The sequence below is a fragment of the Sporichthyaceae bacterium genome (assembly GCA_036493475.1).
Taxonomy (GTDB): Bacteria; Actinomycetota; Actinomycetes; order Sporichthyales; family Sporichthyaceae; genus DASQPJ01.
The window spans coordinates 24,010-39,739 of sequence record DASXPS010000059.1 but is presented as its reverse complement, the minus strand read 5'-3'; the positions used below and the strand labels follow the sequence as shown (position 1 = coordinate 39,739).

General features: G+C 69.4%; 14 protein-coding genes. 11 read left to right on the top strand and 3 right to left on the bottom strand.

Annotated features, from left to right (window positions below; translation table 11 throughout):
* Together polA and VGJ14_06910 are read left to right on the top strand one after the other, a co-directional pair.
* On the top strand, window positions 1-1,851 hold a 1,851-nt coding region (gene polA / locus VGJ14_06915; protein HEY2832139.1), incomplete at its 5' end, for a DNA polymerase I.
* Between the two features lie 54 nt (window positions 1,852-1,905).
* Window positions 1,906-3,252, top strand: a complete 1,347-nt coding sequence (locus VGJ14_06910) for a carboxypeptidase regulatory-like domain-containing protein (GenBank protein HEY2832138.1) — start codon at window positions 1,906-1,908, stop codon at window positions 3,250-3,252.
* On the opposite strand, the gene VGJ14_06905 is transcribed toward VGJ14_06910, so the two are convergent.
* Window positions 3,239-4,060 carry a methyltransferase domain-containing protein gene (locus VGJ14_06905; GenBank protein ID HEY2832137.1) on the bottom strand — a complete coding sequence of 274 codons (822 nt, stop codon included), beginning with the start codon at window positions 4,058-4,060 and terminating at the stop codon, window positions 3,239-3,241. The genes VGJ14_06910 and VGJ14_06905 overlap by 14 nt on opposite strands.
* Window positions 4,061-4,333: 273 nt before the next feature.
* Between VGJ14_06905 and rpsA the strand changes: the two genes are divergently transcribed.
* Window positions 4,334-5,839, top strand: a complete 1,506-nt coding sequence (rpsA, locus tag VGJ14_06900; protein HEY2832136.1) for a 30S ribosomal protein S1 — start codon at window positions 4,334-4,336, stop codon at window positions 5,837-5,839.
* Between the two features lie 225 nt (window positions 5,840-6,064).
* Entirely contained in the window at window positions 6,065-6,676 is a 612-nt protein-coding gene (coaE, locus tag VGJ14_06895) for a dephospho-CoA kinase (GenBank protein ID HEY2832135.1), read from the top strand.
* Here the strand turns inward: coaE and VGJ14_06890 are convergent.
* Window positions 6,669-6,968 (bottom strand): hypothetical protein, encoded by a 300-nt coding sequence (locus tag VGJ14_06890; GenBank protein HEY2832134.1) that lies wholly within the window; start codon window positions 6,966-6,968, stop codon window positions 6,669-6,671. The two genes, coaE and VGJ14_06890, sit on opposite strands and share 8 nt — an antisense overlap.
* Window positions 6,969-7,169: 201 nt before the next feature.
* On the opposite strand from VGJ14_06890, the gene VGJ14_06885 reads away from it, so the two are divergent.
* From VGJ14_06885 to VGJ14_06875, 3 genes are read left to right on the top strand one after another with little or no spacing between them, the layout of a single operon-like run.
* Window positions 7,170-7,931 carry an inositol monophosphatase family protein gene (locus VGJ14_06885; protein HEY2832133.1) on the top strand — a complete coding sequence of 254 codons (762 nt, stop codon included), beginning with the start codon at window positions 7,170-7,172 and terminating at the stop codon, window positions 7,929-7,931.
* Between the two features lie 4 nt (window positions 7,932-7,935).
* On the top strand, window positions 7,936-8,856 hold the full coding sequence (gene cysD, locus VGJ14_06880) for a sulfate adenylyltransferase subunit CysD (protein HEY2832132.1): 921 nt from the start codon (window positions 7,936-7,938) through the stop codon (window positions 8,854-8,856).
* A complete protein-coding gene (locus VGJ14_06875) occupies window positions 8,857-10,107 on the top strand; it encodes a GTP-binding protein (protein ID HEY2832131.1) in 1,251 nt (416 codons plus the stop codon).
* Window positions 10,108-10,114: 7 nt separating this feature from the next.
* Here VGJ14_06875 and VGJ14_06870 read toward each other — a convergent pair whose 3' ends face one another.
* Window positions 10,115-10,708, bottom strand: a complete 594-nt coding sequence (locus VGJ14_06870; protein HEY2832130.1) for a hypothetical protein — start codon at window positions 10,706-10,708, stop codon at window positions 10,115-10,117.
* A gap of 141 nt (window positions 10,709-10,849) precedes the next feature.
* Here VGJ14_06870 and VGJ14_06865 point away from each other — a divergent pair, with 141 nt between their 5' ends.
* The 4 genes from VGJ14_06865 (at window position 10,850) to VGJ14_06850 (ending at window position 15,726) form a co-directional block, all read left to right on the top strand.
* Window positions 10,850-11,470 carry a hypothetical protein gene (locus VGJ14_06865; GenBank protein HEY2832129.1) on the top strand — a complete coding sequence of 207 codons (621 nt, stop codon included), beginning with the start codon at window positions 10,850-10,852 and terminating at the stop codon, window positions 11,468-11,470.
* A gap of 131 nt (window positions 11,471-11,601) precedes the next feature.
* Window positions 11,602-13,731, top strand: a complete 2,130-nt coding sequence (gene uvrB / locus VGJ14_06860; GenBank protein HEY2832128.1) for an excinuclease ABC subunit UvrB — start codon at window positions 11,602-11,604, stop codon at window positions 13,729-13,731.
* 136 nt (window positions 13,732-13,867) lie between these two features.
* Window positions 13,868-14,374, top strand: coding sequence for a hypothetical protein (locus tag VGJ14_06855; GenBank protein HEY2832127.1), 507 nt, complete (start codon window positions 13,868-13,870; stop codon window positions 14,372-14,374).
* Window positions 14,374-15,726, top strand: coding sequence for an FTR1 family protein (locus VGJ14_06850; protein ID HEY2832126.1), 1,353 nt, complete (start codon window positions 14,374-14,376; stop codon window positions 15,724-15,726). The genes VGJ14_06855 and VGJ14_06850 overlap by 1 nt, the downstream gene beginning before the upstream one ends.
* Window positions 15,727-15,730: the final 4 nt, after the last annotated feature.

Below are 15,730 nucleotides of genomic sequence, written 5' to 3'. Positions count from 1 at the left end.
TTCGACACCCTGCAGTTCCGGGTGCTGCGCGAGCGGTTGTGGGCCACGCTGGAGGCCGCCGAGCCGGAGGCCGAGTCCGGGTTCGAGATCTCCGGGTCGGTGTTGGGCCCGGACGAGGTGGCCGCCTGGTTGGCCGAGCATGCCGCCGGTCCGGAGCGCACCGGGGTGGACGTCACCGGCACCTGGGGCCGGGGCACCGGGAACGTGACCGGGGTGGCGTTGGCTGCCGAGGACGGGGCGGCGTGCTGGGTGGATCCGGCCGGATTGAACCCCGAGGACGACGCCGCATTGGCCGGCTGGCTGGCCGACGAGGCCCGGCACAAGGCGCTGCACGACGCCAAGGGCCCGATGTTGGCACTCGCCGCCCGGGGATGGCCATTGGCCGGGGTCACCTCGGACACCGCGTTATCCGCCTACCTGGCGTTGCCGGGGCAACGGTCCTTCGAGCTTTCCGATTTGGCGTTGCGCTTCCTGCACCGCGAGCTGCGCAACGACAGCGTCGACGACGGGCAGTTGTCCTTCGACGGCGGCGACGAGCAGGCGGTGGCGCAGGCCTCGATGGTGCGCGCGCGGGCCGTCATCGACCTGGCGACGTATCTGGACAACGACCTGGCCGGTAAGGGCGGCGCGTCGTTGCTGGCGCAGGTGGAACTGCCGCTGGTCGACGTGCTGGCCCGGCTCGAACAGACCGGCATCGCCGCCGACGAGGACTACCTCGCGCATTTGTCCGCGCAGTTCGGTGCCGAGGTGAAATCCGCCGAGCAGGCCGCGTTCGCAGCGTTGGGTCACGAGGTGAACCTGGGCTCGCCCAAGCAGCTGCAGGTGGTGCTGTTCGAGGAACTCGGGCTGCCCAAGACCAAGAAGATCAAGACCGGCTACACCACTGACGCTGAGTCACTTGTGGACCTGTACGAGAAGACCCAGCATCCGTTCCTGGAACATCTGCTGCGCCACCGCGACGTCACCCGGCTGAAGAGCACGGTCGACGGCCTGCTGCCGATGCTCGACGCGGGCAGCCGCATCCACACCACGTTCAACCAGACCATCGCCGCCACCGGCCGGTTGTCCTCGGTGGACCCGAACCTGCAGAACATCCCGATCCGCACCGAGGAGGGCCGGCGCATCCGCTCGGCCTTCGTTGCCGGCGAGGGCTACGAATCCCTGCTCACCGCGGACTACAGCCAGATCGAGATGCGCATCATGGCCCACCTGTCCGCGGATACCGGCCTACAAGAAGCGTTCGCGTCCGGGGAGGATCTGCACACCACGGTGGCGAGCCGGGTTTTCTCCGTCGAACCCGACGGCGTCACCCAGGCGATGCGCGCGAAGATCAAGGCGATGTCCTACGGCTTGGCCTACGGGCTGTCCTCGTTCGGCCTGTCCCGCCAACTGAAGATCGGTGTGGACGAGGCGAGCGAACTGCGCGACGAGTACTTCTTCCGCTTCGGCGGGGTGCGCGACTACCTGCGCGAGGTGGTCGAGGAGGCCCGCCGCGAGGGCTACACCGAAACCATCCTCGGCCGCCGCCGCTACCTGCCCGATCTGACCAGCGACAACCGGCAACGCCGGGAGATGGCCGAGCGGATGGCGCTGAACGCCCCGATCCAGGGCTCCGCCGCGGACATCATCAAGGTTGCCATGCTCGGCGTGGACGACGCGCTGCGCGCCGCCAACCTGAACTCCCGCATGCTGCTGCAGGTGCACGACGAACTGGTCTTCGAGGTCGCCCCCGACGAACTCGAAGCGCTCGAGGCCCTGGTCCGCGACCAAATGGGCAACGCCTACCCCCTGTCCGTTGCGCTGGACGTCTCGGTGGGCATCGGCCGCACCTGGCACGAGGCCGGTCACTGACCGATACCCGCGCAGGGCTCAAGGTTCGGGGCGAGACCACCGATACCTGCCCCGATGGGTAAGCACATCTTCACCACGAACGCGCGCCTGGGCGCGGTGGCAACGGCCGTGCTCGCCGTGGTGATGGGCACGGCCGGCGCGCTGCCGCCGCATCACCACAGCGAGGCCGCGGACATGGTGCCCACCGGCGTCGACCTCCTGCACGGCATCGGCACCGGTGAACCGTTGCCGGGCGTCGCCCCGGCGGACCTGTACACCCCGGACGCCCCGCGTCAGGTGGCCGGTCCCGACCAACTGCCCGACCCGGTCACCCCGGTGACGACCCCGGGCAACCCGACGCCGACCGCCCCGGCCCCCGTGCCCTACGTGGTCTCCTCCGGCGCGTCCCGCTCCATCCCGCCGCAGGTGCTCGCCGCCTACCAGGCCGCCGCGCGCACCCTGGCCGCCGAACAACCGTCCTGCCACCTGCCCTGGGCGCTGTTGGCCGGCATCGGCCGCATCGAGTCCGACCACGCGGACAACGGCAGCCTGGATGCCACCGGGAGGGCCGCGCCGCCGATCATCGGCCCGAAGCTGGACGGCACCGGCAACTTCGCCCGGATCACCGACACCGACGGCGGCCTGTGGGACGGGGACAAGAAATACGACCGCGCCATCGGCCCGATGCAGTTCCTGCCCGACACCTGGCGCGGGGTCGGTCGGGACGGCAACGGCGACGGCCTGCCCGATCCGGAGAACATCAACGACGCGGCGCTGGGCTCGGCGACGTTCCTCTGCGCGGGCGGCGGGGATCTGGCCACCCGCAACGGACTGCTCGCCGCGGTGTACCGGTACAACCGGTCCTGGGAGTACGTGTCGATGGTGCTCACCTGGGCCGGCATCTACGCCGGCGCGTTGCCCACCGTGGCCCCTGCCGCCACCCCGACGCCGTCCACCGCGCCGCCGACGAGCCCAGCACCGCACCCGACCACCCCGAGCACGCCGCAGCCGACTCCCTCGCAACCGGCAGCCCCACCCACGCCGCCGGTGTCCAAGCCCGACCCGACACCGACGCCGCCGGTTGCGACCCCGCCGGCCGTCACCACCGGCACCCTCACCGGTCAGGTGCTCGACCAACTCGGCAAGCCGGTGCCCAACGTCATTGTGCAATTGCACGGCCCCACCGAGCTCAGCGTGCGCACCGACGACACCGGCACCTGGCTGGCCGCCGACCTGGTACCGGGGGCGTACGCCGTCGCAGTGCCGGAGACCGACGGCTACCAGGTGCTTACCGAGAGCGTGCCGGTAACCGCCCTGGTCGGGCAGACGCTGCTGCTCACCCCGTTCGCCCTCACCGCGCTGCCGCCGGTAACCCCGCAAGCACCGCCGGGCGACGACACGAGCGTGGTCACCTCCGGCTGACCGTGCCCATCGGGTCCGGGGCCCGGCGGGTGAGGAAAATCGCGGTGCCGGGCAGCAGCCGCCCGCGCAGCGGACTCCAGCCACCCCACACCGACTCGAGGCCGTCCGGCCACGTCGGCTCCACCAGCCCATCCAGCACCAGACCGGCGGCGACGATGTGCTGCACCCAATCGCCGAACGTTCGATGGTGCTCCACGTAGGACAACCCCCCGACGTCGTCGTGCTCGACATAGGGCCGACGGTCGAAATAGGAGTCCCGCACGGTCAGCCCGCCGGGGCCCGGGTCGTCCGGGAAGCACCACCGGATCGGGTGCGAGACGGAGAACACGAACCGTCCGCCCGCCCGCAGCACCCGGTGCACCTCGACCAGCACACCTGCCACATCGGCCACGAACGGCAACGCGCCGAACGCCGAACAGGCCAGGTCGAAGGCCCCGTCACCGAACGGCAGCGCGGCCGCATCGGCCACCACCGCGGGAACCCGCACCCCGGTGCGCTTGTCCAATGTCCGGGCCTGCCCCAGTTGCGCCGCAGACAGGTCGATGCCGACCGCCCGGGCACCCTCGGTGCGCAGCCACCGGGCGCACTGGGCCGCCCCGCAGCCGATCTCCAGCACGTCGGCCCCGTCCACCCGGCCCAGCAACCGCGCGTCGGCCTCGCGCAGCCCCTCCGGGCACCACACGAAATCCGCGTCGCCGAGGAACGCACCGTGCTCGGCCTGGTACTGCGCGGCCGCCGTGTCCCACCAGGCCCGATTGGCCCGAACGGTGTCCTCGGACCCGCAGACCCCGGGCTCGCCGCGCCCCACCGACCCCACCCGTGCCCCCGAGTCGATTGAAGCCTGTCAACCGCAGGGAGTATCCTGGCAGACGCGTTGTGGGCTGGTGTGACCTCGGACCTAGGAGGTCGCGCGCTCGCAGGTCGCGTTCCAGTCAGGTGTCTTTCGGTATTCGTCGGCTCGAGCTGAGCCGGTCGGACCAGGAGGGGTCGGGCGGTTACTCGGCAGGCGGGGGCGGCCCCTGGCGCGCCGACGAGGCTCTCGGGCCTCCCGACTCACCCAGTTGCCGGAGCAATCGACCCTATGACCAGCACCCTCGACGCCTTTACCCCAAGCTCTGCCGCACCGCCGCAGGTAGCGATCAACGACATCGGCACTGCCGAGGACTTCCTCGCCGCCATCGACGAGACCATCAAGTACTTCAACGACGGCGACATTGTCGAAGGCGTCATCGTGAAGGTCGACCGGGACGAGGTCCTGCTCGACATCGGCTACAAGACCGAGGGCGTCATCCCCTCCCGCGAGCTCTCCATCAAGCACGACATCGACCCCAATGAGGTCGTCAAGGTCGGCGATGAGATCGAGGCCCTGGTTCTCCAGAAGGAGGACAAGGAAGGCCGCTTGATCCTGTCCAAGAAGCGCGCCCAGTACGAGCGCGCCTGGGGCACGATCGAGAAGATCAAGGAGGAGGACGGCGTCGTCACCGGCTCGGTGATCGAGGTCGTCAAGGGTGGCCTGATCCTGGACATCGGCCTGCGCGGCTTCCTGCCGGCCTCCCTGGTCGAGATGCGCCGTGTGCGGGACCTGCAGCCCTACGTGGGCAAGGAGCTCGAGGCCAAGATCATCGAGCTGGACAAGAACCGCAACAACGTGGTGCTGTCCCGTCGCGCCTGGCTCGAGCAGACCCAGTCCGAGGTCCGCCAGACCTTCCTGACCACGCTGCAGAAGGGCCAGGTCCGGCCCGGTGTGGTGTCCTCGATCGTCAACTTCGGCGCGTTCGTGGACCTCGGTGGGGTCGACGGTCTGGTGCACGTCTCCGAGCTGTCCTGGAAGCACATCGACCACCCCTCCGAGGTGGTCGAGGTCGGCCAGGAGGTCACCGTCGAGGTGCTCGACGTGGACATGGATCGCGAGCGCGTCTCGCTGTCCCTGAAGGCCACCCAGGAAGACCCGTGGCAGCAGTTCGCCCGCACCCACGCGATCGGTCAGGTCGTGCCGGGTCGGGTCACCAAGCTGGTGCCGTTCGGTGCGTTCGTCCGCGTCGACGAGGGCATCGAGGGCCTGGTGCACATCTCCGAGTTGGCCGAGCGCCACGTCGAGGTGCCCGAGCAGGTCGTACAGGTGGGCGACGAGATCTTCGTCAAGGTCATCGACATCGACCTGGAGCGCCGGCGCATCTCGCTGTCGCTCAAGCAGGCCAACGAAGGCGCCGGCGGCGCCGCGGACACCGGCGAGGAGCACTTCGACCCGGCGCTGTACGGCATGCCGGTCGAGTACGACGCCGAGGGCCACTACGTGTACCCGGAGGGCTTCGACTCCGACACCAACGAGTGGCTGCCCGGCTTCGAGACCCAGCAGGTCGAGTGGGAGCGGCAGTACGCCGAGGCCCGCGCCCGCTACGACGCGCACCGCAAGCAGGTGGTCGCCGCCAAGGCCGCCGACGCCGAGGCCGGCGTGGGTGGCGAGGGCGAGGACGCGGCGCAGACGTCCTACTCCTCGGAGGCCTCCAGCGTCGAGTCCGACGGTGGCACGCTGGCCTCCGACGAGGCGCTGGCCGCGCTGCGCGAGAAGCTCACCGGCCGCAGCTAGTTCGTACCGAGGGGCCCGGCCGCACTCGCGGTCGGGGCCCCTCGGCGTCTTGGCGGGATCCTCCGCTCATTCATGATCTGGCGGAGCTCTCCCATACGGCAGGCGTCATCCGAAGGCCCAAATTCGCCCCGAGAACGACGCCCCGGGTATGACAGTGCTCGCTGCGCTCATGAATGAGCGAACGAACGGACCCGCCCTGCAACGGGAGGCCCGGGCGCCGGCAGGATGCACCGCGTGCAGGTGGGGCTGACCGGCGGTATCGGGTCGGGGAAGACCACGGTCACCGACGAACTGGCGCGGCTGGGCGCGGTGATCGTTGACTCCGACGTGCTGGCCAGGGAGGTGGTCGCCGCGGGCTCGGAGGGGCTGGCCGCGGTGGTGGCCGCGTTCGGGCCGCAGGTGCTCGGGCCCGACGGGGAGATGGACCGGGCCAAGGTGGCCGCGATCGTGTTCAACGACCCCGCCGCCCGGCAGACGCTGAACGGGATCGTGCACCCGGCGGTACGGGTGCGGGCTGCCGAGCTGGTGCGCGCGGCGGGTCCGGACGCGATCGTCATCCAGGCCGTTCCGCTACTGGTCGAGGCCGGGTTGGCGAACGCCTACGACCTGGTGGTGGTGGTCGACGTCGACCCCGAGGTGGCGCTGGACCGTCTGGTGAACGGGCGCGGCATGGAACCTGCCGATGCCCGCGCGCGCATCGCCGCGCAGGCCGACCGGGCCACCCGCCTTGCCGCGGCCGATGTGGTGCTGGACAACTCCGGCGACCGGGAGGCCATGCGGACTCGCGTCCAGGAGCTATGGGCCGAACTGAAGAAGCGTCAGAACGAAGTCAGGTAACGGGACCCGGACGCCGCGGGGTCCACGGCAGCACGGTGGCCGGCGGACCCAAGTGCACCGGGCCGGGCTCACCGAGGCCCTCGACCAGCACCCGGACCAACTCGAGAACGTCCTGCGTGGCCAGTCGGAACACCGAGGCCTCGGTGCCGTCCAGGCCGATCGCGAGGTCCACCCCACCGGGTTGCAGCCACTGCACGGCCAACCAGCCGGGACCCGCCGCGTCGTCGAAGACGACGGGTTCGGCTGCGTCCGGCCGCGGTGCACGAGCGCGCAGAGGGACGACGTCGGCCATGCCCGATCTTCTCGCGCCCTGTGGGGTTGTTGTCAATTCGTGATCTTTGCTGTTTAGCGCTTTCTCAGACACCGGGGCGTCGCGGTCGCGTCTCCCGCGCGTGGCGCGGGGCACCGCGGATGGAACAGGACGAAGGGCATCGGAGTTGGGCACGTAAAATCCTCCGAACACCCCCGCCTGCGCGAAAGGACGTACCAGCACGTGCAGACCCGTTCCGGCGAGCGGGCCGCCGTCGACGCCACCGACCTTGAACTGGCCGTGCATCTCGCCCGGGCGGCGGGGGAGCAGCTGCTGCGACTACGCGCGGCGGGCTCGGCCTCGCTGGGCGCGGACGGCGACCGGGCCGCCCAGGAGCTTCTCGCCGCCGGCCTGCGTGCGGCTCGGGCCGCCGACGCGGTGCTCTCCGAGGAGGCCGCGGATGACCCGGCCCGGCTGCACGCGGATCGGGTGTGGATCCTCGACCCGTTGGACGGCACCCGCGAGTACGGCGAGGGCCGCGAGGACTGGGCGGTGCACGTCGCGCTGTGGGACCGGGCCGTTGACGACCTGATCGTCGGCGCGGTGGCGTTACCGGCGCAGGGTGTGGTGCTCGCCTCCGACGGGTCGCCGGCCCGTCCGCGACCGGACGGCCCGCCGCGCATCGTGGTCAGCCGCACCCGCCCGCCCGCCGCCGCGCGCGCGGTGGCGGAGGCGCTGGGCGGCGAGCTGGTGGCGATGGGTTCGGCCGGCGCCAAGATTGCTGCGGTGGTGCTCGGCACCGTCGACGTCTACGTGCACAGCGGCGGCCAGTACCAGTGGGACTCCGCCGCCCCGGTGGCCGTGGCCCGTGCGGCCGGCCTGCACACCTCACGCGTGGACGGTTCGCCGCTGCGCTACAACCGCGCCGAGTTGTCCCTGCCCGATCTGGTGGTGGCTCGACCGGAATACGCCGACGCGGTGCTCGCCGCGATCAACGGAAGTTGACCCGATGGATCAGACGATCGCCCCGCACAGTTACCAGCTCTCGCAACTGCGCACGCTGGAATCCGAAGCCGTGCACATCATCCGCGAGGTGGCCGCGGAGATGGAGCGGCCGTGTCTGCTGTTCTCCGGTGGCAAGGACTCCGCGGTCATGCTGCACGTGGCCGCGAAGGCCTTCGCCCCCGCACCCATCCCGTTCCCGGTGATGCACGTGGACACCGGGCACAACTTCGGTGAGGTGTTGGCCTTCCGCGACTCCGAGGTGGCTCGCTGCGGCGTCCAATTGATCGTGGCCTCGGTGCCCGACGCGATCGAACGCGGCCTGGTGCGTGAGGAACCCAACGGCTCGCGCAACCGCATCCAGACGCCGGTGTTGCTGGAGGCCTGCGAGAAACACCGGTTCACCGCGCTGTTCGGCGGGGCCCGTCGCGACGAGGAACGGGCCCGGGCCAAGGAGCGGATCTTCTCCTTCCGTGACGAGTTCGGCCAGTGGGATCCGAAGAACCAACGCCCGGAGCTGTGGAACCTCTACAACGGGCGTATTCACACCGGTGAGTCGATCCGGGTCTTCCCGTTGTCCAATTGGACCGAGCTGGACATCTGGCACTACATCGCCGCGGAGCACGTGGCGCTGCCCTCGATCTACTACGCGCACCAGCGCGAGGTGTTCTCCCGCGACGGCATGCTGATGGCCAACAACGAGTTCTGTCGGCCACGCGAGGGCGAGGAGTGCTTCGTCGAGACCGTGCGTTACCGCACCGTGGGCGACGCGACGCTGACCGCGGCGGTGCGTTCGGACGCCCGCGACGTCGAGGCAATCATCGCCGAGGTCGCGGCCACCCGGCAGACCGAACGCGGCGCCACCCGGGGCGATGACCGGGCCACCGAAGCAGCGATGGAAGACCGCAAGAAAGAGGGCTACTTCTAAATGGACCTGCTGCGTTTCGCCACGGCGGGGTCTGTCGATGACGGCAAGTCCACGCTGATCGGGCGACTGCTCTACGACACCAAGTCGATCTTCGAGGACCAACTCGAGCACGTGGAGAAGGTCAGCCGGGACAAGGGCCGCGAGTACACCGACCTGGCGCTGCTCACCGACGGCCTGCGCGCCGAGCGGGAACAGGGCATCACCATCGACGTGGCGTATCGCTACTTCGCCACGCCCAAACGAAAGTTCATCATCGCGGACACCCCGGGGCACATTCAGTACACCCGCAACATGGTCACCGGTGCGTCCACCGCGGACCTGGCGATCATCCTGGTGGACGCCCGCAACGGCCTTGTCGAGCAATCCCGGCGGCACGCGTTCCTCGCCTCGCTGCTGCAGGTGCCCCACCTGGTGGTGGCGGTGAACAAGATGGACCTGGTCGACTGGGACCGGGAGGTCTACGACCGCATCCACTCCGAGTTCGTCGCCTTCGCCGCCCGGTTGCGCATCCGCGACCTGGTGATCATCCCGATCTCCGCACTCAACGGCGACAATGTCGTGGAGCGCTCTTCGGCCTCGCCCTGGTATGACGGACCGTCACTGCTGCACCACCTCGAGCACGTGCACGTGGCCAGCGACCGCAACCTGATCGACGTGCGCTTCCCGGTGCAGTACGTGATCCGCCCGCAAACCAAGGAACACCATGACTACCGCGGTTACGCGGGCCAGGTCGCGGGCGGCGTGCTCAAGCCGGGGGACACCGTCACCGTGCTGCCCAGCGGGTTCACCACCACCATCGAGGCCATTGACGCCCTCGACGGCCCGGTGGTTGAGGCGTACGCACCGATGTCGGTGGTGGTGCGGCTGGCCGACAACCTCGACGTGTCGCGCGGGGACATGATCTGCCGGCCTAAGAACATGCCGACGGTGACGCAGGACATCGACGGCATGGTTGCGTGGATGATCAATGAACCATTGCGGGTCGGGGCGAAGCTGGTGATCAAGCACACCACGCGTTCGGCGCGGGCCCTGGTGAAGGACGTCCAGTACCGCCTCGATGTGAACACCCTGCACCGCGACGAGACGACCGGCGAACTGGGGCTCAACGACATCGGGCGGGTGCGGTTGCGCACCACGGTGCCGTTGTTCGTCGACGATTACCGCAACAACCGCACCACCGGCGGCTTCATCCTCATCGACGAGGCCACCAACGTCACGGTGGGCGCCGGGATGATCACCGACACCCACTGACCCGTCGTCAGTCGTCGTCCCCGGTCCAGCAGCCGAGGATGGTGGTGGCAACCTCGAAGGCGAAGTCGGCGCGGTGCTGATCATTGCTGCCGAAAACGGTGGGCAGCCCACGGGCATCGACTACCAGCACGTCGTTGTCCTTGCGCAGCAACACGACGCCGTCGGCCGGCGTGTAGCCGTCGGGCCCGAGGCCCAGCACGCTCGGGCCGCCACCGAGGTCGCGGCGCAGCCGGCGCACGGTCGCCGCCGCGGTCGTCTCGTCGGCGGACTCGTGCACGGCCAGGGTCAGGGTGCCCATGCCCAGTCGGTAGCTGCATGTGTAAACCGGGTATCGCCAGGACGGCGCGCCGGCCGGGAGCTGCTTGGCGCCCAGGATGGTGCGTAGGTCGCCGCGCACCTCCTCGGAACAGATCATCGCGGCGGGCTTCGACGGTCCGGCGGTGCTCAGCGACATCGCCATGCCCGAAGACATCACCGCGTCGGTGATCGTGGGCGCGGCCGCTGCGGGCGGTGTCGTCGCGACGTGCTGTGTGCCGGAGGAGCATCCGCCGATCACCGACAACAACGCGATGACCGTCACCACGGCAGCCGGTCTGCTCATATCCCTTCTTCGGGCCGGCCCGCCGGCGGGCTTGCTCCGCGCTGCTGGGTTAGAAACTCGCAAATCCGCCAAACCGCGCCGACCTACCGGACGAAGCAGACACAGTTACCCCCAAGCACTGAATCCCCAGGAGAAAACCAGATGAATCTCGCGTCCAAGCTCGTGGTCGGCTCCCTGCCGATCGTGCTCGTTGCCGGTCTGGGCCTCGCCGCCCCGGCCAACGCCGCGACGTCCACCGTCTACACCGCCACCCTCACCGGGCTGAGCGGCTCGCACGCACACGGCACCCTGACCCTCACGCTCACGGGCAACAAGGCGACCATCGTCGAGGACGTCACCGGCCTGGCGTCGAAGTTCATGGGCAAGCCGTTCCCGCACGTGCAGCACATCCACACCGGCGGCCTGGGCAAGTGCCCGACCATCAAGGCGGACAAGAACAACGACGGCGTGATCTCCACGACCGAGGGCACCCCGGCGTACGGTGGCATCGGCGCGAGCCTGACGACCAGCGGTGACGCCAGCCCGAAGGCCGGCCTGACCCTGACCACCGCGCCGAGCGGCGGCTCGATCCACTACAAGCGCACCATCACCCTGGACAAGGCCACCGTCAAGGCGATCAAGGAGGGCAAGGCGACCATCGTGGTGCACGGCCTGGACCCGGCGAAGCTGTCGAAGAAGGCCCAGAAGGAGAAGAGCGACATCGTGCCCTCGCTCCCGCTGGCCGCGACCTCCCCGGCCGTCTGCGGCAAGCTGCACACCTGATCCACCCCGCGCCAACAGGATGGGCGCCGCTCCAGCGGCGCCCATCCTTGCGTCCGGGGCGAAACGGGAGCGTAATCCGTGCGGGCCCCGCGCGGCGGCTTCTGTCGGTGCGGGAACGTACGGTGGGCACCGTGCGGATCGATGCGGAACGTCAGGCCAAGCTGCGGCGGACCACCCGCCCCTTCGAGGTGGTCAGCGATTACTCCCCGTCCGGTGACCAGCCGGCCGCGATAGCCGAGCTGACCACGCGGATCAATGCAGGGGAGCGCAACGTCGTGCTGCTCGGTGCCACCGGTACCGGCAAGTCGGCCACCACCGCCTGGCTGGTCGAGCAGGTGCAGCGCCCGACGTTGGTGATGGCGCCGAACAAGACGCTGGCCGCGCAGCTGGCCAACGAGTTCCGCGAGCTACTGCCGCACAACGCGGTGGAGTACTTCGTCTCCTACTACGACTACTACCAACCCGAGGCCTACGTCCCGCAGTCGGACACCTACATCGAGAAGGACTCCTCGGTGAACGAGGAGGTGGAGCGGCTGCGCCACTCCGCCACCAACTCGCTGCTCACCCGCCGTGATGTGATCGTGGTGGCCACCGTCTCCTGCATTTACGGCCTGGGCACGCCGGAGGAGTACCTGGAACGGATGGTCGCCCTGTCCGTAGGCGACGAGGTCGAGCGGGATCAGCTGCTCCGCCAGCTTGTCACGATGCAGTACGCCCGCAACGACGTCGCATTCACCCGTGGCACGTTCCGGGTGCGCGGGGACACGCTGGAGATCTTCCCGATGTACGAGCTGAACGCGCTGCGCATCGAGTTCTTCGGCGACGAGGTCGAGCGGGTCATGATGCTGCATCCGCTCACCGGCGAGGTCATCTCCGAGCCGGACAGTGTGCACGTGTTCCCGGCCACCCACTACGTGGCCGGGCCCGAGCGCATGGAACGCGCCATCGTCGGCATCGAGGCCGAGTGCACCGAGCGGCTGGCCCAGCTGGAGAAGCAGGGAAAGTTGCTGGAGGCACAGCGGCTGCGCATGCGCACCCAGTACGACGTGGAGATGATGCGTCAGGTTGGGTTCTGCTCCGGCATCGAGAACTATTCCCGACACATCGACGGCCGCGAGGCAGGGTCCCCGCCGCACTGCCTGCTGGACTTCTTCCCCGAGGACTTCCTGATGGTCATCGACGAGTCACATGTGACGGTGCCTCAGATCGGTGGGATGTACGAGGGCGACATGTCCCGCAAGCGCACGCTGGTCGACCACGGCTTCCGGCTGCCCTCGGCCTGCGACAACCGGCCGCTGCGCTGGGAGGAATTTCTCGACCGCGTCGGCCAGACGGTGTTCCTCTCGGCCACGCCCGGACCCTACGAACTCTCCCGCGGGGACGGGGTGGTCGAGCAGATCATCCGGCCCACCGGCCTGATCGACCCGGAGATCGTGGTCAAACCGACGAAAGGTCAGATCGACGACCTGCTGCACGAGATCCGGGCCCGGGCCGAGCGCAACGAACGGGTGCTGGTCACCACGTTGACCAAGAAGATGTCCGAGGATCTGACCGACTATCTGCTCGAGCTCGGCGTGCGGGTGCGCTATCTGCACTCCGAGGTGGACACCCTGCGCCGGGTGGAGTTGCTGCGCGAGTTGCGGGTGGGCGTGTTCGACGTGCTGGTCGGCATCAACCTGCTGCGTGAGGGCCTGGACCTGCCGGAGGTGTCCCTGGTGTCCATCCTGGACGCGGACAAGGAGGGCTTCCTGCGCAGCGGCACCTCGCTGATCCAGACCATCGGTCGCGCGGCCCGCAACGTGTCCGGGCAGGTGCACATGTACGCGGACACCATCACCCCGTCGATGGCGAAGGCCATCGACGAGACCAACCGGCGCCGGGCCAAGCAGGTTGCCTACAACACCGAGCACGGCATCGACCCGACCCCGCTGCGCAAGAAGATCGGCGACATCCTCGACTCGATCGCCCGGGAGGACGCGGACACCGCGGAGCTGATCGGTGGCGCCGGCCGGCAGCGCAGCCGGGGCAAGGCGCCGGTGCCGGGGTTGTCCTCGCGGGTGTCCGCGGATCGGCCGGGTCGCCACGCCGCGGAGCTGGCCGGCCTGCCCGCCATGGACCTCGCCGATCTCATCCAGCAGCTCACCGACCAGATGCACGCCGCGGCCGCCGAACTTGCCTTCGAACTCGCGGCTCGACTGCGCGATGAGATCTCCGAGCTGAAGCGGGAACTGCGTGGCATGCAGGAGGCCGGCGGCCGATAGCACCCTCGCCGACTCACGTCCGGGAACCGTGGGGCTGGAGGGGCAAAGGGAGAAAATACCCCGCACATCCAGTTAGGTTAGCCTTGACTGATCTGACGTGCCGTCGGGGTGCGCTTGATGCGTGGGGTGATTGCTGATGCAAGCGAGGCGCGTGTTGGCCGCCGGGACGTTGGCCGGGGCAATGATTCTGGGGGTCAGCGCCTGCGGCGGTAGCTCGTCGCATGCCGATTCCCCGGCGGTCGGCACCGAGCACGGCAACGGCTCGCCGGAGGACGTACGCGCCCCGGATTCCGAGGTCGCCGACGGCCTGGGCAAGCTCAAGGACATCGCCAACCAGATCGGTGACAGCGCGTCGTCGGACAACAACCACGCCAAGGACCTGCAGGCACAGATCGAGCCGATCTGGGAGAGCATCGAGGGCACCATCAAGGCCAACGACTCCAATGCCTACCTCACCTTCGAGGACCAGTTCGCGGTGATCGGCAAGGCGGTCACGCAGAAGGACGACACCTCTGCGAAGACCGCAGCTGCGCTGGTGACCACGACCGCCGACTCCTACCTGGCGGCACACCCGGTAAACGCCGCCTCGCCGAGCCCGTCGACCTCGTCGTCGCCCAGTTCCTCGGCCTCGCCGACCCCCTGATGACCATCGACCGCGCACCCCGCCGCTGGGCCGCCGCCGGGCTGCTGCTGCTCGCGGCGCTGCTCGGCCTGCAGCTGGCCGGCGCGAGCACCGCGGGTGCCGCGGTGTCCACCGGCGTGTCCCGGTCCGACGCCATCCACCAGTTGCAGATCGTGCGCGGCTCCATCGACCGCACGCTTGCGCTCAGTAAGGAGGGCCACGCCGAGCAGGCCTTCACCGAGGCCAAGGACGGCTACCTCAGCCACTTCGAGTACGTCGAGATCCCGCTGCGGGTGGCCGACGCCGGACTCACCGCCCGCGCGGAAACCAAGTTCGCCGAGATCCGCGGATCCATTTCCTCGCACGCCCCGGTCGCGGAGATCCGCAGCGAGATCATCGACCTGCGCGGACTCATCGACGACGCCGAACGCACGCTCACCGACACCGGCCTGTCCGCGCCATCGCTGGTCTTCGGCCAGGCCTTCGTGATCATCTTCCGGGAGGGCCTGGAGGCCGTGCTGCTGATCTCGGTGCTGCTGGGGTACCTGGAGGCGGCCAAGGCCGGGCGGTTCCGCAAGCCGGTGCTCATCGGCATGGGCGCCGCGGTGCTGGCCACCATCGGCACGTTCTTCCTGTTGCAGGGCGTGCTGCAGGCCTTGCCGTTCGGCCGGGAACTGCTCGAGGCCATCACCGCGCTGCTGGCGGTGGTGGTGCTGTTCTGGGTTTCGTTCTGGCTGATCTCGCGGATGGAACAGAAGCGCTGGTTGGAGTTCCTGCGCGCCCGGGTGTGGACGGCGGCCTCGGCCGGCTCGGCGACCGCGCTGACGCTGGTCGGCTTCACCGCGCTGTACCGCGAGGGGTTCGAAACCGCGTTGTTCTACCAGGCGTTGGCCGGCTTCGGTTCGGGCCTGGGCTGGTACATCGTGGCCGGGGTCCTTACCGGGGCGGTGTGCCTGGCGGTGGTCGCCTGGGTGGTGTTCCGGCTCGGCCGGCGCATCCCGGTCAAGGTGTTCCTGTCCACCGCGGTGATCCTGCTCATGGCCACCTCGGTGGCCTTCCTCGGCAACGCGGTGCGCGCGCTGCAGGAGGCCGACGTGCTCGCGCTGCACCGGTGGGACAGCTGGCCGACCGCGCCGATCTTCGTGTCCCAGTCGGTGGGCTACTGGCCCAGCCGGGAGACGATCCTCGCTCAGGGCCTGCTCACCGCGATCTACCTGATGGGCGCGGTGTACATGTTCGGCATCCGACCGCGACGGATTCGTCGTCCCGCGCCGCGCCCGATCCCGCGCTCCGCCACGCCCACCCCGGCATCGACCGCGGCGCCGGTGGCCGGCGTGCGGTTCACCGTGCTGGAACCCTCCGCGGACCGCTGAAGGC